The organism is Streptacidiphilus fuscans (assembly GCF_015690355.1).
GTDB classification, from domain to species: Bacteria; Actinomycetota; Actinomycetes; order Streptomycetales; family Streptomycetaceae; genus Streptacidiphilus; species Streptacidiphilus fuscans.
The window spans coordinates 560,953-585,396 of the sequence record NZ_JADPRT010000001.1; the positions used below are offsets into that span (position 1 = coordinate 560,953).

Genomic DNA, 24,444 nt, shown 5'->3' on the forward strand with positions numbered 1-24,444 from the left:
GACCGGTCAGGGCCGCGCGGCATGGCCAGCGCCGCGTGGAACGGTCAGGGCCCGACGAGCAACCAGAGCACCAGCACCGCGTCGAGCTCCGGGTGGAACCGGTAGACGAGGGTGACCCGGCGGTGGACGCCCTCGTGCTCGCCGACGGCGAGCACGTAGTCCTCGGTCCGTTCGCCGCGCTCGGGGCGGTGCAGACCCTGGCGTGGACCCCACTCCAGCTCGCGGCAGAGCGCGTCGACCACCCGCGACTCGTGGTCGCTGGACTCCCGAAGCTGCGGCTCGGCGGCGTCGGAGAGGGCGACGAAGGTCCTGGGGCCACGGCCTCCCGCAAGCTTCGCGGTCAGTTCAACGGCCGACTCCGGCACGGTCATGGCCAGCGCTGCCGTCGCCTCGGGCGCGGTGGTACAGGCGACGTAGGCACGGTAGCGGTCGGTGAGCTGGTCAGCCCGGTCGGGCGCGGATGCGGCGAGGTCGGCGTCGAACTGCTCGGCCAGACTCGGCACGCCGAGCGCGGTGAGACCCTCCAGCGCGCGACGGACGTCGGCCTGCGCCTGCGTCAGCACGGGTGCCGTGGCAGTGACGGTTCCTGACGCGGCGTCGGCTTCGTCGTCGTGCAAGCCCAGGGCCTCCTCCACGTCGTAGCGGAACTCCTCGTCCACCTCCTCCCGCATCGCCAGCAGCATCCGGGTGCCCTCCTCGGCGGGTGCGCCGCCGATGTCGCGCAGGTGGGTGGCCCGGGCCAGCTCGTTCTCCCAGGTGTCGTGGGCGATGTCGTCCTGGTGGACGACCGCCGCGGCCTCGTCCCGAAGGGAGGGGTCCGTATCGGCCAGTGCCACGGCGGCCATCCAGCGCAGCTGAGCGACCCGGGTCGTCTGCCACCTTCCCTGCTGAGGGTCGGCGATGGCGGCGCGCAGGGCGGCGACGCCCTCGTCGCGGTAGTCCGCGCCCAGGGCGGCGAGGGCCTCCGCAGCCCAAATCCGGTCCTCGTCGAACTCCCCGGACACGGCGGCCGGGCCGCGAAGGCGCTCCGCCAACTGCTCCTGGAACCTGGGCGCGAAGTCCGCCATCGCCTCGGCGAGGTACGAGGCGACGGACATCGGGAAGTCCCGCTCCAACAGCCGCTCGGTGGCGAACTCCTGCTCCGCCTCCCCGGCCGTGCCGAGCCGCTTGGCGGCCGGCCAGCGTTCCAGGCCCGGTGCGTCCGGGTCGCGCAACAGGCGTCGCAGAGCGAGTAGTTCGCGGCCGGTCGGTCGTTCCATCGGTGTGCTCCCAGGTGCTGCGGTCCGGCGCGGTCGTGCGCGCCCGAGCGCAGTCTAGGAAAGAAGACTGACAAGAATGCGTCGGCGACGTCGCGGGCTCAGCGAGGACCGGCGGCGTGAACCGGTGGCGACCGCCGTCAGCGCGTTACTTCTTGACCTCGGCCACGGAGCGCAGTGCCAGGACACGTTGGCTCAGAGCGGTGAAGTCCGGCGGGGTGTCCGTCCGGCTCGCCTGGCCGACGAACATCACCATCGCGACGGTGCTGTTGTCGGCCCAGGCACAGACGGGCATCCAGACCCCGTTCGCATGGCCCATGCCGCACTGCAGCACGCCCCCGAGGGATCCGCTCGGCTCGGTCGTCTTCTGGCTCACGGTGCCGATCCCGCTCCAGATCGCCGCCTCCTCCGTGGCCGGCGTGAAGACCTTCCCGTAACCACCGAACAGGGCCAGCTGCGGGAGCTTGTCGCCGACATGGGTGACGTACGCGGCGGCGACGGGCGTGGCTCCCGCCTGCTGGAGCGCGGAATCCGCAGTGCCGAGCGACGCCAGCATCCCGTTGGACGGGTCCGAGGCCAGGCCCTGGAAGTAGCCCGGCGGGACGAGCTGGTAGGCGCCCACCTTCGCCAGCATCGGACCGAAGTAGGCGTAGGCGCCGCCCGCCGCGGCGACGAGCAGCACGAGAACGCCGAGACAGCAGCCGAAGCGGCGACGTCGCCGGGGTTCGGGCTCGGCGTCAGGTGCGGCTTGGGCCGCGTCGACCGGCGCCTCGGAGCGCAGGGGCCGCAGGCCCGGTGACGTCCGGTAGTCCTCGTCGAGGCGTCCGAGCTCGGCGTAGGGATCCGCTGCCGGACGCCGCGCCGCCTGCCGCTGCGGCTGGGCCTGCGGCTGCGGGGGCTGCGGCGGCAGAGGGGACTGCGCGTACGGATCCGGGTACGGCGCGGGGTACTGGTACGCGTCCGCAGGGGCGTCGCCGTACCCGTATCCGTAACCCTGCCCGTACTCGTTCTGGTACTCGTACCCGTACGCCTCGGCGGCGGGCTGCGCCGGGGCCTGCCACGGCTGCCCGTAGGGCGGTTGCGGTTGTCCGTACGCCTGCTGCGGTTGCCCGTAGGGATCTTCGGGCTGCCCGTAGGGAGGCGGGTAGGTCGACATGGGTGACCATGAGAGCGGTGTGTCCGACCACGCGTCAACCGTTGTCAGAGCCCTGCCACGGCCCTGTTCTTACAGTGCCGGACCCTGGGCGGGACGCTTTGGAGCGCCGTATTCCGAATGAGGTGAATTGGCGTGCCCTCGCGCCCGAGAGATTCTTACCCCGGCGGTGCCGGTCAGTCGTCTCCGCAGCCGCCAGTAGTGCTGCTGCGTCCGTTGCACGAGCGTCAGCGCGGTGATGCGGTTCGCCAAGGTCAGCCGGTACTTGAGCCGCAGCGGCGGACTGAGCGTCGCCACGCGCTCGGGGCCGATCTCCCGGAGCAGGCGGCTGACGTGCCGTTGGTAGGCGCGGCGGTACGCGTGGTCCCCACGGCACACCCAGGCGAAGAACATCGGGAGTTCCTCGCGCAGCGTGTTGGTGTCGTAGAGACGCAGCTGGGCAGCACGATCGGCACGATCGGCACGGTCGTCGTGCTCGCGGGCGAGCAGCCAGGCGCGGACCAGTTCGATGGACCGCACGCGGTCGATCAGTCCCTTCGGGTCGGTGCGCTTCTGGGTGATCGACAGCTGACCCTCCTGGCGGATCCGCCAGTGGTAGACCGGTTCGTGCAGGACGTCGACGCCCGATGCCAGGAAGTGCAGCGGGATGCTGACCGGCGCGTCCTCGTAGAGCATGCCCTCCGGGTAGAGCAGGCCGGCGTCCGCGAAGAAGCGGCGGCGGTAGACCTTGTTCCACGCGGTGCGGTCGCGGACCAGCGCGGGCAGGCGGGTGACGTGGGTGGCGTCCTGGTCCCGCCGGAAGGGGGCCTGGTGGACCCGGGAGGGGACGTAGCCGTCGGCCGTCAGCCGCAGCACGTTGCCGGCGGCGAAGTCCGACCCGGTCCGGTCGAGCGACGCGACCATGCGCCGGTAGGCGTCGGGCGGCAGGGTGTCGTCGCTGTCCATGAAGGCCAGGTACTCGGCCTGGTCGTTGACGTTGCGCCATCCGGTGTTCCTGGCCGCGCCGAGTCCCCGGTTCTCCTGCCGCACCAACCGGAAGCGCGGGTCCGCCTCCGCGTACGCCTGCGCGATCGCGGCCGATCGGTCGGTGGACCCGTCGTCGACCATCACGCACTCGAAGGCGTCCAGGGTCTGGGCGGCGATCGAGTCCAGGCACTCCTGGAGGTAGTCCTCGACGTTGTAGATCGGGACGACGACGGACAGTCGTGGAGCCATCGGGGTCACTCGCCTTTCCCGACCCGGGAGAATGTTCTCCCCGTGCGCGTACGGTCACGCTAAGTCCGGGCGGAGCCTCGCGCGAACGGGCGTGCCCGGCGTGCGGTGGGTGGGCCGCCCTGCTGAGCTGGCCGGACAGCGACCCGAGCGACGAAGAAGGAGTGACCATGGCGCAGAGTGAATGGGCGAGGTCCCGGGGGCCGGAGGCGGACGACGACCTCCGGGTGCTGGCGGAGCCGGACGATCTGCGGGACGCGCCGCTGCGCGACGACCGCGACGACCGCGACGAGTGGGACGACCATGGCGACGACTTCCAGCTGCCGGACGGGATGCCGGACGATCTGGTGGCCGAGGTGCCTGACGCGATGCCAGGCGAGATGCCCGACGAGATGCCGATCGAGCTCCCAGCCGACAACTGGCTGCCGTAGCGGGCCAGCGCGCACCCGGGCAGACATGCGTTCAGAAACTGAATGCTCCAAGGGTTCCTGCGGCCCCGGCGGTCGCAAGTATTGACGTGTCCGCGTCGGTGGACCACACTCTCGTCGAGTGGACTTGAGGTCTACACCAATCCTCCGCGCGTGCGGACGCGGGCCCGGTCATCCCCTGGAGTGACTCATGCTCTCCCGACGCACCTTCCTCGCCGCCACGGCGACCGCACTCACCGCCCCGGCCTGGCTGCCGGGGCTTGTCGCACCCGCCGCAGCCGACGCGAACCTGCCGCTCACGCTGCAGAACAACTCCGGCTCGGACACCGTCTACGCCTACATCTCCGGTTCGGACAGCACCGGTTGGCCCGGATTCGTCGCAGCGGACGGATCCTTCCAGCAGTTGCCCAGCCCCTCGTCGAACCTCACGCCGGCACCCGACTACTCCATCGCACTCGGCCCCTCGGGCACGTCCACCACGGTCCCGCTGTCCGAGTACGTGATCGGCGGGCGTGTCTGGTTCTCGGTCGGCCAGAAGATCCAGTTCTTCGTCAACCCCGGCACTGTCCCCGGCCTGGTCCAGCCGGGGTTCACCACCTCGGACCCCAACTGGCAGACGAACTGGACGTTCTGCGAGTTCACCTACAACAGCGCCAACCTCTACGCCAACATCAGCTACGTCGACCTGGTCGCCTCGCCGATCTCCATGCAGTCCACCGGGAGCGCCGGCAACCAGAGCGTCAGCCCGTTGCCCAACGGCGCGCTCTCCTCGATCGCCTCCGGGCTGGTCGCCCAGCACGCGAGCGACGGCGCGCCCTGGGACACCCTGGTGGCCACCGACAGCAGCGGCACCGTGCTGCGCGTCATGGCCCCGACCCACTCCACCGTCGACTTCGGCGACTACTGGACCTCCTACCTCGACCAGGTCTGGAACCGCTTCGCGGGCACGACGCTGACCGTCGACACCCAGTCCCTGGGCGTCTTCTCCGGCACGGTCTCGGGCGGCGTCCTCAGCTTCGCCGGACTGAACGACGACGGCGTGGCGTTCACCGTGCCGAGCGCGGCGGACATCTTCAGCTGCAACAGCGGGCCGCTGTACAACTCGGGGGGAGACGCCCGCGGCGCGGTGGCCGCCCGTCTTGCCGCCGCGTTGAACCGCAGCACGCTGCTGCTGGCCGGGGGCGAGAACCAGCCCAGCGGGGTCACGCCCGCGCAGTACTACACGGACGCAACCACCAACCACTACGCCCGCCTGGTCCACCAGTACGCGTCCATCGGGTACGCGTTCCCGTACGACGACGTCGGCCCGACCGGCAGCGCGCCGGTCGACGGACACCTCCAGGACGCAGCGCCGACGTCCTGGACGGTCTCACTGGGGAGTTGACGAACCGTCAGTTCCGTCGGCTGGTCCGGTCAGTGCAGCCAGTGACCGTCCCGGAACAGCTCGCGGTCACGCAGCTCGTCCTCCTCGCGCCACGCCTGGATCCGGCGCGGGGAGATGCGGAACCAGCGGAACGAGCTGCCCGAGTCGCGCGGGTCGAAGCCGGAGCGTGCGGCGAACCGGTCCGCCTCCGGCTTCGGCAGCCCGTCGATGTCGAGGACCTCGACCGTCCCCTCGACCATCACGACGTCGCGCGTGGGTCCCAGCCCGAGCCGGACGGTCCCGGTGGCGGCCAGGTTCCGCCCGGTGGGGCTGGCCGCCGCCGTGGCGATCAGCAGCCGTTCGCCGTCCCAGTCGAACGACAGCGGCACGAGGTACGGCGCGCCGTCCGGCGACGCGGTGGCCACCCAGAGGTCGACGTCGTGGGTGAGGCGGTGCAGGGTGTCCTGGCGGCGCTCGGCGCGGGTGCGGGGCATCGTCGGTGGCTCCTGTGAGCGGGCTGACTGCTGAGGTCTCAGGCTGGAACAGACCCTAGCCGGGAGCGCCCCTGCCGCGCCGTCGCTCGGAAGAAATCCGGCTACTTCGCAAGATCCTCGACGCGGAGCACTGCGGCGGTGTTCACGGCCGCCCGCAGGCCTTCCGCGGCGTGCCGGGCCTCCGCCTCGCTGCGCAGTCCGCCCAGGGTGAAGAGCCGCTCGCCGGTGTCATCGCGGTTCAGTGTGAGCGTCCACTCGTCCGGGTCGGTCCTGGCGATGGTGAAGGAGAGCTTCATGCGTCACTCCCACACGTCGGAGCCGCCGCCGATCCACTCGACCATGTCCTCCGAGTCGAGGTCGAGCCCGCCCATACCGGCACGGCGGCAGAACTCGGCGACGTCCCGAAGGTTGTGCGCCTTGCCGACGGTCTCGCCGAGAATGTCCACGCGCCGGTAGGGCGGGTTGGCGTCGACAACGTGGTGCACGACGACGTGCGCGTGATGATGCGCGCTGGCGTGCGAGGGCTCGGTCATACCTCCAGGCTGCCTCAGACCGATCCGTGCGGCATCCCGTCCGGGTGCGCCGGCGACGCCGGGCGACCCCCGGACCGGACGACGCTCAGCCGAGAACCAGGACCATCACGTCGTGGACGGCCGCTCCGTCCCACGGGACCGCAGCGCCGACGCGCCGATACCCCCACGCACGGTATGCCGCCTGCGCCGCCGTCGCCTCCGGCCGCGTGTTCAACATGACCCGCTCGTTCGGCAGGCCCGCGACGAGCCGGCGGTGCATCGCTGTCGCAACTCCCTGGCGACGCCAGGACGGACGCACTGCCAACTCGAACAGCCCGAACGTCCGCGTCCCGTCCTCGAGGCGCAGCTCGGCTGCCACGTGTTCGACGAGTGTGTCCCACCACCCGGTCGAGGCCGACAGGGGATAGCCGTACGCCATCCCGACCACCCTGTCTCCGTCGAACGCGACCGCCGCGCGGAACCCCTTCCGGCGGGCCTGAGAGCGGAAGCGGCGGAACGCTCGGTCGACGTCAGCGGGCCCCTCGCCGTAGGGCGGCTCTGCGAACGCCTCTGCGAACACCTCGCGCAGTTGGTCCTCCAGCGCTGTCGTCTCCGCCCCGTCCAGCACCCGCACGTCGATCACGTTCGCCTCCCAGCCGCCACACCCAGGACGCGCAGCTGCTCCACGCTCCCTTGCCGTCGCAGTGTCTACCCGACCGGTGGTGGTCGGCGCTCAGAGCCCGGGCAGCCAGGTCTGAGGTGGCTACCCGCTCGGTCAGGAGACGGTTCCGCTGCACGTCCTCGTGGGAGCGGCGGCGGCTGGGAGGGTCGGCTCGCCTGGCGGGAGGGTGCCGTGGACGGTGAAGTAGGTCAGGTCGGTGGCGCGTTCGGCGGACTGGGCCGGGGTCGCCGCCGCGGCGTTCTCGAAGGAGTCGGCTGGGGCAGGGCCGGAGAGAGGCCCGGCGACGGTGTAGAACGGGGTGGCTCCGGGGTCCTCGCCGGAGGGGTTGGACCAGCCGCAGACGTTGAAGTACAGGGCGTCCGTGGCGGCTGCGCCGACCGCGACCACCAGGTAACGACCCGTCAGTCCGGCCGCCCAGGCGGAGGCGAAGGAGCGGGTCACCTGGCTCGCGGGCAGTCCGGCCGCTGCGGCGGCGGATTGGGCGGTGGCGGCGTCGGCCGGGGTCGCCGCGTACAGCAGGACCTCGTCGGGCCAGACCGAAGGCTGGGACGGCAAGGCGGACAGCGTCCAGTCCGCAGGCGGCGCGGCTCCCAGGGTGGCGCTCGTGGCCGCCGAAAGGCCGGAGCCCTGCGTCATGAACACCTGCTGCGGGTGGCCGTACTGTGGATAGGCGCTCACGCCGACGAGTCCGTCGGCCGTGCCGGGCAGCGTGACGGCGGACCAACTGCTGCCGTCCCAGGCGGTCAGGCCCGGTGCCCCGGAGGCGGTGAGGTAGGAGACCTCGACGCCCGTCGCACCCGTGCTGCCCGGGACGGCGGTGGCCGACGGCAGCAGCGCAGTGGTCGCGGTGAGCGGCGTACCGGCCGCCGGGGAGCCAGGCAGCTCGGTGACGGACCAGCCGCCGTGCCCAATCGAGGTGGCCTCGGTGAGGCGGCCCTGGGCGTCGGTGTAGAAGGCGGCGACCCGGCCGGTGGCCTCCGTCACGGCAGACAGCGCGCTGTCGTGGGCGATCGGGAAACGCGAACCGATTCGCTCGCTCGTCCAGGCACCGGAGGTGTTCTGAGTGACCGTCAGCACACCCTCGCCCGCGTGCCGGAAGAGCGCCACGGCGGTGCCGCCGGTCGCGGCGATGGCCAGCGATCCGCGCGCCGCGCCGGGGACGGGCGGGCCGGGGAGCTCGGAGGTGGTCCAATCACCCTGGTGCTCCACCGTTTCGGCGAGCCGTCCGTCGGCGGCGTAGAAGAAGACCTCCGGGGTGAGCGAACCGCCCTTGGCGGCGTTCCCGTCGCCGTCCACGACCGCCGCGACGATCGCGCTGCCCGGGGCCGGCGAGCCGGGGAGGGTCGTGGTGGTCCAGCCGCCGCTGCCGAGCGACGTCTCGGCGAGCGTGCCGTCGGCCGCGCGGTAGAAGGCGTGCGGGGTACGGGCGTCCGCCGCCGCAGGGTCGGACCAGCCGAGCGAGGCGACCGCCGGTGCGTGCGCGGGGACCACGGGCGAGGGCTGACCGGGGACGGTCTGACGCAGCCAGTCCACGCCGTCCGAGGTCTCGGCGGCCAGCGTGCCGTCCCCGGCCGGGGCGATCAGGTACTGGTCGACCAGGCGCGCGGAGTACCACAGCGAGGGGTCGGGGACGTCGACGACGGTCGAGGAGCTGCCCGACACGTCGACGGTCCAGGTCCGGACGGTGGCGGTGCCCAGGCTGGAGGTCGCGGTGAGGGTGACCGTGTAGACGCCGGGGCCGGGGAAGACGTGGTCGACCGACCGCGTGGCGGTATTGGTGTCGCGGCCGTCGCCGAAGGTCCAGTAGAACTGCGTGACCGTGCCGCCCACCTGCGCCGCGTTCCCGTCGAAGTGGACCTGCGCGCCCGCGACGGCGGTGTGCGGCCCGCTGATCGAAACGGTCGGGGCCGATGCCTGCGGGGTGGAGGGCGGCTGGACGATCACCCACTGCTCGCCCGCGCCCCACACTCCGGCGGCCCAACTGGTCAGCGACACATGGGTGTCGTACTCGGCGGTGATGCCGTTCGGGCCGAGGAAGTCGCCGTCGACCAGGTCGACCGTGCCGTCCGCGTTCACGGCGGAGACGATGCCGACGTGGTCGGCGAAGCGGGACGCGTTCACCGGGCCCGGCGGGAAGAACACCACCGCGTCTCCCGGAGCGGCCGTGCCGCCGTCCACCGTCGGCGACTGCCCGTGCTGGAGCGCCCAGGCGTAGAAGGAGACGGACCCCGCGTTGAGGGTGTCGACGTCCTGGGTGACACCCGCCTGCATCCACGCCCACTTGGCGAAGTCGGAGCACCAGGACTCGTTCTCGTTCTCCACGCCGAAGCGGCTGTCGGAGCCGCAGCCATTGGAGTTGGGCGAGAAGGCGCCGTCCAGGGTGCTGAACGGGTCGCAGTCGACGCCGTTGAAGGAGGTGACCGCGGGGGTGGTGGCGAGGCCGACCTGGCCGAGCGCGATCCGCGCGATCGAGCCGCCGATCCCTTCGTCAGCGGTGGTGTCGGTGCCGGTGGATGCTCTCGCCATGGCTGCGGTGCCCGTATGCGCGGCGCAGGCCGGACCCGCCAGGCCCCAGGCGGTGCGCACCGCCTGTGGGAGTCCGAGGCCGCACGCGAGCGGGCCGGCCTCGCCCACCAGTCGCCAACTGCGCCCGGAGTCGGCACTGGTGAACACCCCCGTGCCCGCGCCGTCCTGGAACGACGCCTGCACCGCAGCCGCGCCCTGGGTGGCGGGCAGGAACGAGGCCTCCGCCCACTGCGTGCCGGTCCCTGGGTCGGTCGCGGTGCGTATCGATCCGGCGCGCACCCCCGCCACGGCGTCCGGCGGTAGGTGACGTCCTGTCACAAACGTTTGCTCCAGCGTCGACACGGACGCTGACGACGGATCAGCGGTCGCGGCGGGCGCGGTGGTGATGCAACCCACCGCGACCATCGCCGCTCCCACCGTGAACCGCACCAGTGCGCGGAATGCGGGCACCTGAATACCTCCAGCGGGAAAGGCGGGAAAAAAGGGGTCAGTCGGCGAAGCGCTTCTGCAGGCGGAGCAGGACCGCGGAGACCGCGACCACGATGACGAAGCCGAGCAGGGCCAGGGCCGTGGCCAGGCCCATGGACTGGGCGGTGGTGCCGAAGCCCCCGAAGCCCGTGCGGTAGAACAGCGTGCCGAGGACGTCAGTGGAGTAGTTCGGCCCGGCCTGCGAGCCTTCGAGGATGTAGATCAGGTCGAAGGTCCCGAACGCGCCGATGAAGTTCATCGTGGTGACCATGACGATGGTCGGCCGGATCGCGGGGATCAGCACCGACCACAGGGTGCGGAACCGTCCGGCGCCGTCGAGGGCGGCGGCGTCCAGCATGTCCTGCGGCACGTCCATCAGCGAGGCGAGGAAGAGCAGCACCGGGAAGCCCATCCCGGCCCATGCCGTGATCACCGCGATGGTGGGCAGCGCCAGCGTCGGCGAGCCCAGGAAGGGCGCGGCCAGCGCGTCCAGGTGCAGCGTGTGCAGGACGCTGTACACCACGCCGGTGTCGGGTTCCAGGTAGACCGTCCACACGTAGGCGATGGCCACCGGCGGCAGGGTGAACGGCAGCATCAGGATGACCGAGTAGCGCCGCGACGCCTTCTCGTTCTGGAGCAGCAGGAGGTAGGCCAGCGCGATGCCGACCACCAGCGTGAGCACCATCGAGATGGCGAAGAAGTACAGGTTGTGCTCGACGGCGTGCCAGAACTCCGGCGCGAACTGGGAGTCGAAGAGCGTGTAGGTGTAGTTGCGCAGCCCGATGAAGTCGTTGAGCGGGCCGGTGCCGTCCCAGTTGTAGAAGCTGTACCGCACACCGGAGACCAGCGGGTACACGACGAAGACGGAGAACAGCGCCAGGCATGGCAGCACCAGCCCGGCGAGTACCAGGCGCTGACGCCGCACCGCGCGGCGTCGGGCCGAGCGGCCTGCGTCGCTCCGGGGCGCGTCCTTGGCCGGACGCGCGTGGGCAGGCGCCTCGGTGGTCGCTACCGCTGCGTCGGCGGAGGCGGTCGTGGGAACGTCCATCGCGTCCGTCACTTCTTGCCGAAGTACCAGGCGAGCTGCGAGTCGATCTGCGCGGCGGCCTGCTGCGGCGTGATCTTGTTCTCCAGCAGTGGCACGGCGACGTTCTGCTCGGCGGTGAAGATGCCCTGGTCGGTGGTGGCGGACTTGGTCTTGATGTCGGTCGGGCTCACCGGCGGGGTGTCCATGGGCGAGCGGATGCCGAAGACCGGATTGACGCTCTGCGTCTGGTACCACTGCGCGGCCTGCACGCTCAGCGGGTAGCTGGAGGGAACCTGCACGCCCTGGATCGGTGAGATCTCCCCGGCGATCTGGGTGAAGGCGTCACCGAAGGCCTTGGTCGCGGTGAAGGCGACGACCTTCTTCGCCGCGGCGGCCTCGGCGGACGACTTGATGTTCGCGTTGAGGGAGATGTCGCCGTCCGTGTACCAGTCCTCGCGCGCCTGCTTGCCGTCCGGCGAGGGCACCAGCATCTGGCCGTACTTCAGCGCCGGGTCGACCTGGTTGATCGTCGCCGTGTCGAAGCCGCCGTCGATGATGAACGCGGCCTTGCCGAGCGCGAACTGCGTCTCCTGCTCGTTGCCCGCCGAACCGACGGCCTGCCAGTTCTGCTCCAGGTACGGCGCGAGCTGCTGGAAGGAGGCGAGTGTGTTGACGAACTGCGGCGTGGCGTAGTTCGCCTGCTTGGCGGTGATGGACTGCGCCGTGGCGTCGTCCAGCGTGGACGCCCCTATGGCGTCGATCTGCAGGGCGAGCAGCCACTGCTGCACCCCCATCGCGTACATCGGCGTGACGCCCTTGGACTTCAGCTGCCCCATGGCCGACATCAGCTGCTGCCAGGTCTGCGGCACGGCCACGCCGTTGTCGGAGAGCAGCTTGGTGTTGTAGTAGAGCTCCATCGTCTGCACGGCGAACGGGACGCCGTACGTCTTGCCCTGGTACTGCGCGGCGGCCAGCGCGGTCTTGCTGATGGTCGAGGTGTCGACGCTGCCGTCCAGCGGCGCGGCCAGCTTGGCGGCTGCGTACTTCATGGTGCCCTCGCCGGCGCGGTCGTAGAAGATGTCCGGTCCGGCGCCGCCGTTCATCGCCGTCTGGAGCACCGAGTCGTAGGACGTCGCGCTGATGGCACGGAAGTTGATCCGGACGTTCACGCCCTGCTTGTTGAGGTCGTTCTGCACGGTCTGCCACATCGGCGCGTCCTGGGAACGCCAGGACCACACCGTCACGGTCGGCTCGCCGGAGGACGCGCCGGAGGTGCCGCAACCGGCGAGGCCGAGCGTGGCGGCGGTGACCGCGCACGAGAGCAACGCTGCCGTGGTGCGCGGGCTGCGGCGGCGGGCGCCGGGGGTGGAAGTCATGTGGGGGTGCATCCTTTCGAGGACCCGGAACAGGGGAGAAGGAGTGGGGCGGGGCGGCAGCGAAGGCGCGCGGGGGTCACATCTTCACGCCGCCGCTCATCAGGCCGCGCCGGAACTGCCGTGCGACCAGCAGGAATCCCACGATCGTGGGCAGGGAGACGATCACCAGTCCGGCCAGCAGCAGCTGCCAGGCGGTGGTGTGCTCGCCGACGAACGACAGGATGCCGACGGGGACCGTCATGTTCTGCGGGTCCTGGATCAGCAGCAGCGGGAGGAAGAACTCCTTCCAGGCGGTGAGGAACTGGAAGACGGCGACGATGCCGAGGGCGGGGCGCACCAGGGGCAGGACGACGTGCCAGTAGATCCGCAGCGGTCCGGCGCCGTCCATCACGGCCGCTTCCTGCAGCTCGAACGGGATCGAGCGCATGTAGTTGACCAGGATGAAGACGCTGTAGGAGATACCGCCCGAGGCGAAGACCAGCACCAGCGCGGTGAGCGTGTTCAGCAGTTGCAGGTTCTCGATCAGGATGAAGATCGGCAGCGCGATGATCTGGATCGGCAGCGCCAGCCCCGACACGAAGAAGAGGTACAGCAGTTGGTTGCCGCGGAAGCGGTAGCGCGAGATCACGAACGCGGCCAGCGAGGACACCAGCAGGATCACCGCGACCGTCGCGCCCGCCACGATCAGGGTGTTGAGCAGGAACTGGCCGAGGTCGCCCTCGGACCAGGACTGCGAGTAGTTCTCCAGGTGGACCTTGGTCGGCAGGGAGAGCGGCGTGCCGAGGATGCCGGGGATGTCCTTGATGGAGAGGTAGACCACGAAGAGCAGGGGCACCAGCACGATCGCGGAGGCGATCACCAGCACGGTGTGGCCGACGAAGGGTGCGGCGCCGGCTCTCCCGGCTCCGCGCCGGGAGGCGCGTCCGGGACGCCGGGTGGCCCCGGAAGTCTGGTTGATGGCGGCCACGATGAGGGTCCTTCCGTGCGTGGGCTCGGTCCCGATCTCCGAAGGTTGTCGGAAGGTTACCGATGGAAGAAAAAATCCGTCAATGGTTTACGCAAGTGGCGCGAGCGCCGTCGCGGCGTCAGCGACCGCCGCGCGCAGGGGGTGCACGCTGCCGCCGTCACGGGTCGGGTGCACACGGTTGGTCAACAGCACCACGGTGAGGCCGCGTTCGCGGTCTATCTGCATGGAGGTGCCGGTGAACCCCGTGTGACCACGGGATCTGCGACCCGCCGCGCCCATCCACACCGTCTCGCCGATGCGCAGGCCCAACGAGGCACCGTGGGGCGGGCGTTCGGCGTCCGGCGGCAGCACGTCGGGGAGCTGGTCCTCCCACATCCAGGCGGCGGTGCGCTCGTCCTCGCCCCGGCGGATCGCCTCGGCGAACCGTGCCACGTCCTCCAGCGGCGCGAAGAGACCGGCGTTGGCCGCCGTTCCCCCCAAGGACCATGACGCCTCGTCATGGACGGTGCCGCGGACCGTTCCCCGGGCGAACTGCGGCTGGTGCTCGGTCGCGGCGGTGCGCGCGGGGTCGGGGCGGAAGGTGGTGGCGGCGAGGCCGAGCGGGGCGAGCGTGTGCCGTGCGACCAGGGCCTCCCACGGCTCGCCGGTGGCGCGCTCGGCCAGCAGCATCGCGGTGAGGTAACCGGTGCAGGCGTACTCCCAGCGGGTGCCGGGCGGCGCGGTGAGCGGGGTGGCGGCCAGGTCCGCGAGGAGGGTGCGGCGGTCGGGAGGCCAGGACGCGAGGGCGTTGGGTGCGGCGCGGCGTTCGGCCGCCGGACGCCAGCCGTCCCAGACGGCGGGCAGGCCGGAGGTGTGGGTGAGCAGATGACGTAGCGTCACTTTTGGTCGCTCGCCCTCGCGGTACTCCGGCAGGTGGTCCGCCAGCGGCGCGTCCAACGCCAGCGTGCCCGACGCGACCAGGCCGAGCAGCGTGTGCGCGGAGTAGGCCTTGGTGACGGAGGCCAGGTCGAAGAGGGTCTCCGGGGTGACCGGCTGTTGCCGGCCGGCGGGGAGTTCGGCGCAGTCGTCGTCGAACCGCTGGAGCACGCCCGTCCCGTACCGCAGCACCGGCTCGCCGTGGACGGTCACCGCCACGGCGGCGGCCGAGCAGGTGCCGCGGGCGACGGCGGCGTCGAGGAGGTCGCTGATCCGGTTCATGCGGTTCATACGGCGGCGCCGGGGGAGGCGAAGATCGCGGCCGGGTAGGTCGCGTCCACCGTGGTGGCAGGGCCGATGAGGGTTCGCGGGTCGCGTCTGTCCTCGAGCGTGCGGCGCAGGGTGTCCGAGCCCCACAGGCGGTCCAGCGCGCAGCCCGGCTCCGACGCGGGGGTGTCGGCCGAGCGCGGCAGCACGCGGAACTCGTCCGGGTAGAGCTCGGCCAGTGCCCACAGCAGGGTCAGCCCCGTGCGCACCGGCGCGAACGCCTCGGTGTCGGTGACGTGCAGCGCGACGCCGCGCAGCACCTGCCCCGCGTATTTGTGGAACACCGGCCGGAACCAGGTGTCCCGCCAGAGCACCCCGGGCAGGTTCTGCTCGCGCAGCAGCGGCAACAGCCGGTCGTCGACGTACGGTGCGCCGACGGTCTCGAACGGGCGCGTCGTGCCGCGCCCCTCGCTCACGTTGACGCCTTCGATCAGCCCGGTCGCGGCGTAGACCAGCGTGCTGTCGGCGGTCGGCAGGTTGGGCGAGGGCGGCACGAACGTGCGATACGCGCCGGGCTGCCGGTCCTCCCAGTCGCTGACCGCCACCACCGTCGGGTCCGGCAACGGCGTCGGGGTGGCACGCGAGCGCAGGGCGGCGAGTCGGGCGATCTCACCGGGCGTCAGGCCGTGCCGCAGCGGGATGTCGAGCCGACCGACGAAGCTCAGGTACGCCGGGTCCAGGCCGGGGCCCTCGACGGTGGTCCCGCCGAGCGGGTTGGGCCGGTCGAGGACCGCGAAGGGGACGCCGGTACGGGCGGCAGCTGCCATGCAGTCCAGCATGGTGGAGGTGTAGGTCCAGTAGCGGGAACCCACGTCCTGCATGTCGAAGACGACGGCCTCCGGTTCGGTGGCGGCGATGGCCGCGTCCAGGTCGGCGGCGGGCAGCTCGTAGGTGTCGACGATCGGGATTCCGGTGGCCGGGTCGGTGCCGGCGCCCTCGGACCGTCCTGCCTGGGCGGTGCCGTGCAGGCCGTGCTCGGGCGAGAGCAGCGCGGTGACGGTGAACCCGCGTTCCAGCAGCGCGTCCACCCCGCGCCTCAGGTCGGCGGTGAGCCCGGTGGCGTTGGTCGCCAGCGCGATGTGGCGGGCGGGCAGCAGGTCCGGATCGGCGAGCAACCGGTCCAGGCCGGTGGTCGTGGTCGCGGTCCGACGGGTGGCCGCGGTGCGGTCGGGGGCCGTGGTGGGGGCGGTAGCGGGCGGCATGCGGGGGCTCCTCGGAGGTGCCGGTGGGTCAGCGGTCGTCGTGGAGGGTGCGGGTGGCGGCGTGGGTGCGTTCGAGCGAGGCGACGCTGCGGTCGTGGTCGTAGCGGGCAGCCCCGACGAACAGGTAGTCCACGACCGTGAGTTGAGCGATGCGGCTGGCCATCGCGCCGGAGCGGAAGCGGGTCTCGCGCACCGCCGTGCGCAGCGTCGCGTCGGCCTGCGCCTCCAGCGGGGTGGCGGCGGCGTTGGTCACGGCGACCGTGTAGGCGCCGCTCTGTCGTGCGGTGCGCAGGAAGGCGACGGTCTCCCGGGTACGCCCGCCGTGCGAGAAGCCGATGGCCACCCCGCGCGGTCCGAGCAGTGCGGCCGGTACCAGAGCCTCGTGCGCGTCGGTGAAGGAGACCGCGTCGATGTCGATCCGCAGCAGTTTCTGCGTCAGGTCGTGGGCGCCGGCGTTGCTGGCCGCGATGCCGAAGGCCAGCACGCGACGCGCTCCGGCGACCCGCTGAACGATCCGGTCCAGCAGGGCGATGTCGAGGCTGGCGGCGGTCTCCTGGATGCCGACGATCTCGGCGGTGCTGATCTTGGCGACCGCGTCGGCCAGGCTGTCGGTGGGGGTGATGTCCGAGCCGTACCCCGCCTCCGGGCCGAACCGGGCGGTCTCGCTGGCGAGTTCGGTGGCCATCTCGATCCGCAGCGGCGCGTACCCGGTGAAGCCGATGGTGCGGCAGAACCGCACCACGCTGGTCTCCGAGGTCCGGCAGGTGCGGGCCAGTTCGGTGATGGTCCGGTCCAGGACGATCCGGGGCTCGGCCAGCACGGCGTCCGCGACCCGGCGCAAGGAAGGGGGGTATTCGTTCACCTGGGACTGAATGCTCGTCCGGATGCTCACGGCCGCTCACGCTATCCAGCGCCACGGGGTAGGTCAATGACTAACGTCAGGTTTAGTTGGTTGGTAATTTACTGACGGACTGACGGGTGATCACGGACGACCCCGGTCCCGACCGCGGCACGTTAATCCCTCCTGCTTCCCCGCTTCTGAGCGGGTCAGCCGCCGCTGTGCAGGTGGGGAAAACGGAACTCGGTGGTGCTGCGCAGTTCCTCGCCCGGGCGCAGCACCGTGTCCGGATAGGACGGCTGGTTGGGGGAGTCGGGGAAGTGCTGGGTCTCCAGGCAGACACCCGCGTGCTGCTCGTACGGCTTGCCGGACGGCCCGCTCAGCGAGCCGTCGAGCTGGTTGCCCGTGTAGATCTGAACCCCCGGCTCGGCCGTCCACACCTCCATGCGGCGGCCGCTGTCGGGGTCCGCGAGGTGCGCGGCCCGGCGCAGCGCGCCCGGCGAAGGGGGCTCCCTGAGCACCCAGCAGTGGTCGTATCCGCCGGCGTCGCGCAGTTGCCGGTGGGTGTCACCGATGCGTGCGCCGATGGGATGCGGGGTGGTGAAGTCGAAGGGGGTGCCCGCCGTGGGGCTGGTCGGCCCGAGAGGGATCGCCTGTGCGGTGACCGGTAGGTACCGGTCGGCGTCGACCGTCAGCAGGTGGGCGAGCACGTCGCCCGAGCCCGCCCCCGCGAGGTTGAAGTACGCGTGGTGGGTGAGGTTCACCGGCGTCGCCCGGCTGGTCCGGGCGGTGAAGTCGAGGCGCAGTGTCCCTGCCTGGTCGAGCGTGTACTCCGCGGTGACGTCCAGGGCTCCGGGGAATCCCATGTCGCCGTCGGGACTGTGCAGGTGCAGGCGCAGGGCGGCAGCGTCGTCGCGCGGGTGCGGCTCGGCGTGCCAGACGCGGCGGTGGAACCCGTCCGGGCCGCCGTGCAGGGCATGGCCGCGGTCGTTCACCGCCACCTGCTGGGGCGCGCCGTCCAGCAGGAAGCGGCCGTGGGCGATGCGGTTGGCGTACCGGCCGACCAGGGCGCCCAGGAACGGGTTCTCGCCTGTGTAGTCGGTGAGTTCGGGCAGGCCGAGCACCACGCATTCGGTACGCCCGATGGTGTCCGGGACCTCGAGCCGGTGCAGGATGCCGCCGAAGTCCAGTATCTGCGCGCGCACTCCGGTGCCGCTGTCGAGGGTCCAACGGGTGACGAGGGTGCCGTCAGGGGTGGCGCCGAAAGCGCTGTGGGCAAGGCTGGGGGACGCGCTGGGGGGCGGCATGAAGTCCTCAGACAGAAGTGGGCGCGGTGGCGCGAGGGGTTGGTTCGGTTGGGGCAGACCGTGGGTGACGGGAAGTCAGGCGCCGGTGCCGGGCCTGCCGCGTCCGATGGTCGACTCCCGGACGGTCAGGGTGCAGCCGGGCAGGATCCGCCGTGGGAACGCCGCGGTCGAGGCGCCGGAGGCGATGCGTTCGACAAGGCAGTCGACGGCGAGCCGGGCGATGGCGGTCTTGTCCGGCGACATGGTGGTCAGGGACACCGCCGCGTACTGCCCCTCCTCGATGTCGTCGAAGCCGACCACCGCGATGTCCTCGGGGATCCGCAGCCCGCGCTCGGTCAGCACCCGCATCGCGCCCAGCGCGACCAGGTCGTTGTAGGCGAAGACGGCGTCCGGCGGGTCCGTGCGGTCGAGCAGCCGGGTCATCGCGGCGGCCCCGTCACGGCGGTCGTAGCCGTCGGTGGCCAGCACCAAGGACTCGTCAGGGACGCCGCCGGACGCCCGGATCTCCTCCCGCCAGCCGCGCAGGCGCAGATGGGCGGGCTGGCGCAGACTCTCGTGGCGGGCGCCCAGGAAGGCGATGCGCCGCTTGCCGAGTTCGATGAGGTGCCGGACGGCTGTCCGCGCGGCGGCCACGTTGTCGATGGCGATGTGGTCGTACGGCGCGTCGTACTCGCGTTCGCCCAGGAGCACGAGGGGAGGCCCTCCGGCGCGGGCGAGCAGGTCCTCGGTCTCCAGTCGAATAGGACTGAGGATGAGGCCGTCGATGATGTGGCTGCGGAAGCCCTGGGAGACCAGCACTTCCTTCTCCCGCAGTCCCGCGGTGTGGTCCAGGAGGACGATGTGGTCGTGTTGGGAGGCGGCGTCGATGACCGCGGTGGCCAGGTCCGCGAAGTAGGGGTTGCCGAGTTCGGGGACCGCGAGGGCGATGATCCCGGTCCGGCCCTTGCGCAGGTGACGGGCGGTCAGGTTGGGCCGGTACCCCAGGTCGTCGATGGCACGCTGCACCCGCTCGCGCGTCTCGGGCTTGACGTGCGGATAGCTGTTGACCACGTTGGAGACGGTCTTCACCGACACGCCCGCGCGCTGCGCGACATCCTTGAGGCTGACGCCCACGGCACCTTGCTCCCTCGTCCGTGGCCAGGGCCGGCTGTGGTGCCCGGACGCGGCCGCTGCCAGTGCGGTATGCGGTCCGTGTTCGGTGCACGGACCTGGAATGGGTGACCGACCGCCGCAGGTGGACGACCACCTGCGGCGGCGTGGTCACTCCCGTTGCCGGGTGTGGTTGAGCAGGGCCTGGAGCAGCACCACGACGGCCAGGAACGCACCGTTGACGGTGTCGGTGAACGCCGAGCCGTACTGCGACGCGTACTGGTCGATCAGATTATGGATCACGGCGAGCAGGAGCACGCCGCTGACGGTTCCGCCGACCGAGCCGACGCCCCCGGTGAGCAGAGTCCCGCCGATGACCACGGAGGCGATCGCGGTGAGCTCGTAGCCGACCCCGATCGTGGTGACTCCCGAGCCGAGCCGGGCGCTGCCCAGGGCACCGGCCGTCGCGGCCAGCGTTCCCGACAGGGTGTAGACGAGGATCTTGGTGCGCGCCACCGGAAGGCCCATCAGGAGTGCGGCGTTCTCGTTGCCGCCGATCGCGGTCAGGTTCGCGCCGAAGCGGGTCCGGGTCAGCAGCAGCGCGCCGAGCGCGAACAGTGCGGCCACCAGCAGCGTCGGCGTCCAGGTGCCGGCGCCCAGGTCGCGGAAGGCGGACCCGTTCGGCACGAGGTAGGTGGTGGCGCCTTCGTCGGTGACCGCCTGGAGCAGACCGCGTGCCCCGAGGAGCCCGGCAAGGGTGACGATGAACGGCGCCATACGCGCCCGCGCGACCAGCAACCCTTGCAGCGCGCCCCACGCGGCGCCGACGACCACGGGCAGCGCGACGGCCAGCCAGGTGCCGTGGGTCTGCGCCCCGTAGGCGGCCAGGACCCCGCCGAGGGCGTACACGGAGCCGACGGAAAGGTCGATCCCGCCCGTCATGATGACGAAGGTCATGCCCAGCGCGAGCAGCCAGACGAACGCGTTGTTGCCCAGAATGCTGCTGACGTTGGACCAGGTGGGAAAGGTGGCCGAGGTGGCCGAGGCGACAACGGCCAGGAGGACCAACACGGCCAGGGCGCCGCGCCGTTGGACCTGGGCGGTGAGCCGCTCGTGCAGGGGCGCAGGTCCGGGTGCGGCGCCGGGGGCACGTCCCGGAGTCGGTGCGGTGCGTTGTACGGCGGTGGGGCTCATCGGCTACCACGCTCCTGGGAGGCGTACACGGCAAGGCAGATGATGGCCGCCTCGACCATCTGCGTGTACGACGTGGGGACGTTGTGCTGGGTCAGGACGGCCGTGATCAGTTGCATGAAGAGCGCGCCGGCCACGGTGCCCAGCACGCGCACCCGGCCACCGCTCAGGGGAGTTCCGCCGACGACGACGGCGGTGATCGCGTCGAGTTCCATGTTGAGGCCCTGGTTGGCCGGGTCGGCCTCGGCGCCGTGGCCCACGATCATGACCCCGGCGACGGCCGCGAGGACGCCGGAGAGGATGTAGACGGTCAACAGGATGCGACGCACGGGCAGTCCGGCCAGTCGGCTCGCCGCCCGGTTGTCGCCGATGGCGACCAGTCGGCGGCCGAAGGTCGTGCGGCGCACCAGCAGTCCGGTCAGGACGGCGCAGGCCGCCGTGATCCACGCCATCAGCGGCACCCCGGCCACGCTGTCGGAGCCGAGTGCGAGCAGGCCCGCGTCGGTGACCGGCTTGGCGGAGTCCCCGTTGACGATCTCCGCGAGGCCGCGCACGCCGATCATCAGCGACAGGGTGGCCACGATGGGCTGGGTCCGGGTGAAGGCGACCATGGCTCCACCCACGGACCCTGACACCGCTCCCAGCAGCACGGCGACCAGGAGGGCGACCGGGAGCCCCCAGCCGAGGTACAGCGGGACGACCGCGGCGGAGAGCGCGATGACCGCGCCGACCGAGAGGTCGATCCCCTCGGTGCCGATCACCAGCGCCATACCGAGTGCGACCAGAAGGGTGGGGGACACCTGGAACAACTGGATCCGGACATTGGCGACGGACAGGAAGCTGGAGTCCAGACCCACGGAGATCGCGAACAGCGCCACCAGCGCGGCGTAGACGCCGTACTCCTGCAGCAGGTGGCGCACGTGGTCGCGGTCGCGGACGGCCACCGCCCAGCCGAGAGTGCTCAACGCCGTTCCTCCTTGTGCAGATCCAGTCCGTCCTCGTCCGCCGCCTGCGCGGGGACGTCGCCGGGGCGGGTGCCCTCTTCCGGGGCGGCTGTCGTCGCTAGGGCGCCGAGCAGCCCCTCCTCGGTGACGTCGTCGCCGGTCAGATGGCCGACCACATGGCCCTCCTTGAGCACGACGATCCGGTCCGAGCCCTCGATCAGCTCCTCCAGGTCGGAGGAGATCAACAGCACGCCCAGCCCGTCACCGGCCAACTCGTCGATGAGCGCCTGGACTTCAGCCTTGGCTCCGACGTCGATGCCGCGCGTGGGCTCGTCCAACAGCAGCACCCGCGGGTCGAGACAGAGCCAGCGCGCCAGCAGCACCTTCTGCTGGTTGCCGCCCGACAGGTCGCTCACCTTCTGGTCGGGGCTCGACGCCTTGATCCGGAGCCGGTCCATGAAGAAGCGCACGATCTCGTCCTGCTTGGCCTGCGACACCAGGCCCGCCCGGGACAGCCGCGGCAGCGCGGCGAGCGAGATGTTCTCGCGCACGGACAGGCTCGGAATGATCCCCTCCAGCTTGCGGTCCTCCGGCAGCAGCACCACTCCGGCCCGGATCGCCGACGCCGGGCTGCGGCGAGTCAGCCGCCTGCCGCCGACCTCGACCGTGCCGGCGTCACCGGACAGCGCCCCGATGACCGCCTTGGCGGTCTCGCTGCGTCCTGACCCGAGCAGTCCGCCCAGGCCGACGACCTCGCCGGGGTGGATGTCCAGCGAGACCCCGTGCACGCGGTGGCGAACCGTCAGATCCCTTGCGCGGAGCGCGGGCGGGCCGTCGCGAAGGTGGTGCCGCCGGGCGTCGAAGGCCGTGCTGCCCTTGTCCCTGACCGCGGACATCTCGCGGCCGAGCATCAGGGAGATCAGCCGCAGCCTTTCCAGCTCGGCCATCTCCCCGGTGTGGACGACCTCGCCGTCGCGCATGACGGTGACCCGGGCGCAGATCTCGTACAGCTCGTCGAGGCGGTGGCTCACGTAGACGACCGCGGTGCCCTTCGCCCTGAGGTCCCGGATCACCGAGAAGAGGGTCTCGACCTCGCGCGGCTCCAGCGAGGACGTGGGCTCGTCCATGATCACGACCCGGGCGTCGACCTGGGCAGCTCGCGCGAGTGCGACCATCTGCTGGGCGCCCAGGCCCAGCGTGTCCAGCGGTCGCGTGACGTCCGTCTCCACGCCGTAGCGGCGCAGTTGCTCAGCTGCCTGACGGTTCATCAGGCGCACGTCCACCAGGCCGAGGCGCCGTGGCTCGCGGCCGAGGAAGAGGTTGCGAGCCACCGACATCATCGGGACGAGGTTGACCTCCTGGTAGATCGTGGAGATTCCGGCCGCCTGCGCCTCCAGCGGGTTGTGGAACTCCCGCTCGACGCCCGCGAGGCGGACCTGCCCCGCGTCGGGCCGGTACACCCCGGTCATCACCTTGATCAGAGTGGACTTTCCGGCCCCGTTCTCACCGATCAGCGCGTGCACCTCGCCGGGGCGAACGGCGAAGTCCACCCCGTGCAGGGCGCGCACACCTGCGAAGCTCTTGTCGACCCCCGCCACCTCCAGCACGGAGGTGTCCCGGGGCGCGTGGTCCTGGTCGACCAACGTTCCTCCTCGAATGTGGCTGCCGGTCGCAGCCGGGGGCGGAGCAGGAACCCGGCACAGCGGTTCCGCTCCGCCCCTGCGGACGCCGGGTCAGTAGACCAGGCCCTGGGCCAGGGCCTGCTGGGCGTCGGCGCTGGTGAAGTGGTTGTCCTTGATGATCACCTTGGGCTGGACGCCGGTGGTCCCGTAGAAGTCCTGCAGGGCCTGGAAGGCCAGCGGGCCGAAGCGCGGGTTGGTCTCGACGTCGGCGACCAGTTGGCCGTCGGCGACGTCCTGCACGGCCTGCTGGATTCCGTCGATGGACACGACCTTGATGTCCTTGCCCGGGGTCTTGCCCGCCGACCTGATCGCCTGGATCACGCCGAGGGCCATCGCGTCGTTCTCCGCGTAGACGGCGTTGATGTCCGGATGCGCCTGCAGGAGCTGCTCCATGACCTTCTGGCCGTCGGTCTGGTCGAAGTTGCCCGTCTGCGAGGCCACCACGGTCATCTGCGGGTACTTCGCGGCGATTTCGTCGGTGAATCCCTTGGTGCGGTCGGCCGAGACGTTGTTCCCCGGCGTGCCCTGGAGTATCGCCACATGCGCCTTGCCGCCTACGGCGCCGGCCAGGTCGTCGGCGGCGATCTGCGCCTGCCCGTAGAAGTTGGACCCGATGAAGGCGATGAAGTCCTGGCAGGCGGCCCCGGTGGCGGTGCGGTCGATGGTGAGCACCGGGATCTTCTTGGCCTTGGCCTCGGCGAGCGCCGGTCCCAGACCGTCGGAGTTCTCCGGCGCCACGATGAGCGCCTGCGCGCCCTGCGCGATCATGTCCTCGATCTGGGAGTTCTGCGCGTTGACGTCCGCGTTGGCGTTGCGCTCGATCAGCTTCACGCCCAGCGTCTTGGCCTGGCTCTCGATGCTTGCCGTCTCCGTGGCGCGGAAGGGGTTGGAGGTCGACTCCGACTGGGAGAAGCCGACGATCGTCTTCCCGTCGGTGATGTCGAGCTTCGGCACGCCCCCGGCGTAGTTCTGGTAGGTGCAGGCGGGACCGGCGGTAGCGGATGCCGCGACGGTCTGCTGGGCGTTGGCGGTGCCGGTGACCTGAGGAGCGGACGAACCGGCTGTTGTCGAGCCGGCGTTGGTGCACGCGGTCACGCTCAGGCAGAGGCCCGCGGCGATGACGGCGGCGGTGGCGGCCTTGGCGCGCAGGGTGGGGTTCATGCGCCGATCACTTCCTCGGATGGGGGAGAGGGTGGGGGAGAAAGGGTGGCGTCGCCCGGGCCACCCGTTGATTTCCAACGTTGTAGAGGGACCATGCGGCACCCTCGGTCTGCTGTCAAGGAGTGCTGCAGGAAGTGGATCTGAGTTCCCATCACCTGCCGAGGCGATTCAAAATCTCTGCCGACAACGCGGCATGACGGAGTCTCAGCAGGTCAGAAAGGGTTCGGGAGTAAGGAGCTTCGCCCCGCTGTCACGACCGGAGTGGTCGCGCTCGTACGGGGGCCGGTCGTGGGGCTGGACAGCCTGTAGGTGCCGTGCTGTCAT

Annotated in this window: 22 protein-coding genes; 2 read left to right on the plus strand and 20 right to left on the minus strand. The window is 71.1% G+C overall.

From position 1 onward, the window contains the following. Positions 1-44 precede the first annotated feature (44 nt). The 3 genes from I2501_RS02585 to I2501_RS02595 form a co-directional block, all read right to left on the minus strand. A complete protein-coding gene (locus I2501_RS02585) occupies positions 45-1,259 on the minus strand; it encodes a hypothetical protein (protein ID WP_196192096.1) in 1,215 nt (404 codons plus the stop codon). 145 nt (positions 1,260-1,404) lie between these two features. Then, entirely contained in the window at positions 1,405-2,412 is a 1,008-nt protein-coding gene (locus I2501_RS02590; RefSeq protein WP_196192097.1) for a hypothetical protein, read from the minus strand. A 69-nt stretch (positions 2,413-2,481) separates the two neighbouring features. After that, positions 2,482-3,624, minus strand: coding sequence for a glycosyltransferase family 2 protein (locus I2501_RS02595; protein ID WP_196192098.1), 1,143 nt, complete (start codon positions 3,622-3,624; stop codon positions 2,482-2,484). A 167-nt stretch (positions 3,625-3,791) separates the two neighbouring features. On the opposite strand from I2501_RS02595, the gene I2501_RS02600 reads away from it, so the two are divergent. Beyond that, a complete protein-coding gene (locus I2501_RS02600) occupies positions 3,792-4,052 on the plus strand; it encodes a hypothetical protein (protein ID WP_196192099.1) in 261 nt (86 codons plus the stop codon). Between the two features lie 187 nt (positions 4,053-4,239). Continuing rightward, complete coding sequence (locus I2501_RS02605; protein ID WP_196192100.1) at positions 4,240-5,433, plus strand: beta-1,3-glucanase family protein; 1,194 nt, start codon at positions 4,240-4,242, stop codon at positions 5,431-5,433. 29 nt (positions 5,434-5,462) lie between these two features. Here I2501_RS02605 and I2501_RS02610 read toward each other — a convergent pair whose 3' ends face one another. The 17 genes from I2501_RS02610 to I2501_RS02690 all read right to left on the minus strand — a co-directional run bounded on the left by I2501_RS02610 (position 5,463) and on the right by I2501_RS02690 (position 24,120). Beyond that, complete coding sequence (locus I2501_RS02610; protein WP_196192101.1) at positions 5,463-5,906, minus strand: pyridoxamine 5'-phosphate oxidase family protein; 444 nt, start codon at positions 5,904-5,906, stop codon at positions 5,463-5,465. A 101-nt stretch (positions 5,907-6,007) separates the two neighbouring features. Beyond that, positions 6,008-6,202: a hypothetical protein gene (locus I2501_RS02615; RefSeq protein WP_196192102.1), complete on the minus strand. Its 195-nt coding sequence runs from the start codon at positions 6,200-6,202 to the stop codon at positions 6,008-6,010. A 3-nt stretch (positions 6,203-6,205) separates the two neighbouring features. After that, on the minus strand, positions 6,206-6,439 hold the full coding sequence (locus tag I2501_RS02620) for a hypothetical protein (protein ID WP_215909178.1): 234 nt from the start codon (positions 6,437-6,439) through the stop codon (positions 6,206-6,208). A gap of 85 nt (positions 6,440-6,524) precedes the next feature. Next, on the minus strand, positions 6,525-7,061 hold the full coding sequence (locus I2501_RS02625; RefSeq protein WP_328806158.1) for a GNAT family N-acetyltransferase: 537 nt from the start codon (positions 7,059-7,061) through the stop codon (positions 6,525-6,527). Positions 7,062-7,193: 132 nt separating this feature from the next. Continuing rightward, positions 7,194-9,944, minus strand: coding sequence for a PKD domain-containing protein (locus I2501_RS02630; RefSeq protein WP_196192103.1), 2,751 nt, complete (start codon positions 9,942-9,944; stop codon positions 7,194-7,196). Positions 9,945-10,113: 169 nt separating this feature from the next. Then, positions 10,114-11,142 (minus strand): carbohydrate ABC transporter permease, encoded by a 1,029-nt coding sequence (locus I2501_RS02635; protein ID WP_196192104.1) that lies wholly within the window; start codon positions 11,140-11,142, stop codon positions 10,114-10,116. Between the two features lie 8 nt (positions 11,143-11,150). Further along, positions 11,151-12,497, minus strand: a complete 1,347-nt coding sequence (locus I2501_RS02640; RefSeq protein ID WP_215909179.1) for an ABC transporter substrate-binding protein — start codon at positions 12,495-12,497, stop codon at positions 11,151-11,153. A 76-nt stretch (positions 12,498-12,573) separates the two neighbouring features. Further along, on the minus strand, positions 12,574-13,464 hold the full coding sequence (locus I2501_RS40475) for a carbohydrate ABC transporter permease (RefSeq protein ID WP_215909180.1): 891 nt from the start codon (positions 13,462-13,464) through the stop codon (positions 12,574-12,576). A gap of 87 nt (positions 13,465-13,551) precedes the next feature. Continuing rightward, positions 13,552-14,670 (minus strand): serine hydrolase domain-containing protein, encoded by a 1,119-nt coding sequence (locus tag I2501_RS02650; protein WP_196192105.1) that lies wholly within the window; start codon positions 14,668-14,670, stop codon positions 13,552-13,554. After that, positions 14,667-15,908 carry an exo-beta-N-acetylmuramidase NamZ family protein gene (locus tag I2501_RS02655; protein WP_196192106.1) on the minus strand — a complete coding sequence of 414 codons (1,242 nt, stop codon included), beginning with the start codon at positions 15,906-15,908 and terminating at the stop codon, positions 14,667-14,669. Before I2501_RS02655 ends, I2501_RS02650 begins: the two co-directional genes overlap by 4 nt. A gap of 28 nt (positions 15,909-15,936) precedes the next feature. After that, entirely contained in the window at positions 15,937-16,800 is an 864-nt protein-coding gene (locus tag I2501_RS02660) for a MurR/RpiR family transcriptional regulator (protein WP_196192107.1), read from the minus strand. A gap of 155 nt (positions 16,801-16,955) precedes the next feature. Beyond that, positions 16,956-18,053, minus strand: a complete 1,098-nt coding sequence (locus I2501_RS02665; protein ID WP_196192108.1) for an aldose epimerase family protein — start codon at positions 18,051-18,053, stop codon at positions 16,956-16,958. 75 nt (positions 18,054-18,128) lie between these two features. Next, on the minus strand, positions 18,129-19,166 hold the full coding sequence (locus I2501_RS02670; protein WP_196192109.1) for a LacI family DNA-binding transcriptional regulator: 1,038 nt from the start codon (positions 19,164-19,166) through the stop codon (positions 18,129-18,131). Between the two features lie 147 nt (positions 19,167-19,313). Continuing rightward, a complete protein-coding gene (locus I2501_RS02675) occupies positions 19,314-20,336 on the minus strand; it encodes an ABC transporter permease (protein ID WP_196192110.1) in 1,023 nt (340 codons plus the stop codon). Then, on the minus strand, positions 20,333-21,298 hold the full coding sequence (locus tag I2501_RS02680) for an ABC transporter permease (RefSeq protein WP_196192111.1): 966 nt from the start codon (positions 21,296-21,298) through the stop codon (positions 20,333-20,335). Before I2501_RS02680 ends, I2501_RS02675 begins: the two co-directional genes overlap by 4 nt. Beyond that, a complete protein-coding gene (locus tag I2501_RS02685; protein ID WP_196192112.1) occupies positions 21,295-22,920 on the minus strand; it encodes a sugar ABC transporter ATP-binding protein in 1,626 nt (541 codons plus the stop codon). The genes I2501_RS02680 and I2501_RS02685 overlap by 4 nt, the downstream gene beginning before the upstream one ends. A gap of 90 nt (positions 22,921-23,010) precedes the next feature. Next, positions 23,011-24,120 (minus strand): ABC transporter substrate-binding protein, encoded by a 1,110-nt coding sequence (locus I2501_RS02690; RefSeq protein WP_196192113.1) that lies wholly within the window; start codon positions 24,118-24,120, stop codon positions 23,011-23,013. Positions 24,121-24,444 lie beyond the last annotated feature (324 nt).

Excerpts from the sequence above, each read along its gene's own strand:
- I2501_RS02650 (WP_196192105.1), bottom strand. The coding sequence starts at position 14,670 with ATGAACCGCATGAACCGGATCAGCGACCTCCTCGACGCCGCCGTCGCC.
- I2501_RS02675 (WP_196192110.1), bottom strand. The coding sequence starts at position 20,336 with ATGAGCCCCACCGCCGTACAACGCACCGCACCGACTCCGGGACGTGCC.
- I2501_RS02610 (WP_196192101.1), bottom strand. The coding sequence starts at position 5,906 with ATGCCCCGCACCCGCGCCGAGCGCCGCCAGGACACCCTGCACCGCCTC.
- I2501_RS02585 (WP_196192096.1), bottom strand. The coding sequence starts at position 1,259 with ATGGAACGACCGACCGGCCGCGAACTACTCGCTCTGCGACGCCTGTTG.
- I2501_RS02605 (WP_196192100.1), top strand. The coding sequence starts at position 4,240 with ATGCTCTCCCGACGCACCTTCCTCGCCGCCACGGCGACCGCACTCACC.
- I2501_RS02690 (WP_196192113.1), bottom strand. The coding sequence starts at position 24,120 with ATGAACCCCACCCTGCGCGCCAAGGCCGCCACCGCCGCCGTCATCGCC.
- I2501_RS02590 (WP_196192097.1), bottom strand. The coding sequence starts at position 2,412 with ATGTCGACCTACCCGCCTCCCTACGGGCAGCCCGAAGATCCCTACGGG.
- I2501_RS02665 (WP_196192108.1), bottom strand. The coding sequence starts at position 18,053 with ATGCCGCCCCCCAGCGCGTCCCCCAGCCTTGCCCACAGCGCTTTCGGC.
- I2501_RS02655 (WP_196192106.1), bottom strand. The coding sequence starts at position 15,908 with ATGCCGCCCGCTACCGCCCCCACCACGGCCCCCGACCGCACCGCGGCC.
- I2501_RS02595 (WP_196192098.1), bottom strand. The coding sequence starts at position 3,624 with ATGGCTCCACGACTGTCCGTCGTCGTCCCGATCTACAACGTCGAGGAC.
- I2501_RS02600 (WP_196192099.1), top strand. The coding sequence starts at position 3,792 with ATGGCGCAGAGTGAATGGGCGAGGTCCCGGGGGCCGGAGGCGGACGAC.
- I2501_RS02640 (WP_215909179.1), bottom strand. The coding sequence starts at position 12,497 with ATGACTTCCACCCCCGGCGCCCGCCGCCGCAGCCCGCGCACCACGGCA.
- I2501_RS02620 (WP_215909178.1), bottom strand. The coding sequence starts at position 6,439 with ATGACCGAGCCCTCGCACGCCAGCGCGCATCATCACGCGCACGTCGTC.
- I2501_RS02635 (WP_196192104.1), bottom strand. The coding sequence starts at position 11,142 with ATGGACGTTCCCACGACCGCCTCCGCCGACGCAGCGGTAGCGACCACC.
- I2501_RS02615 (WP_196192102.1), bottom strand. The coding sequence starts at position 6,202 with ATGAAGCTCTCCTTCACCATCGCCAGGACCGACCCGGACGAGTGGACG.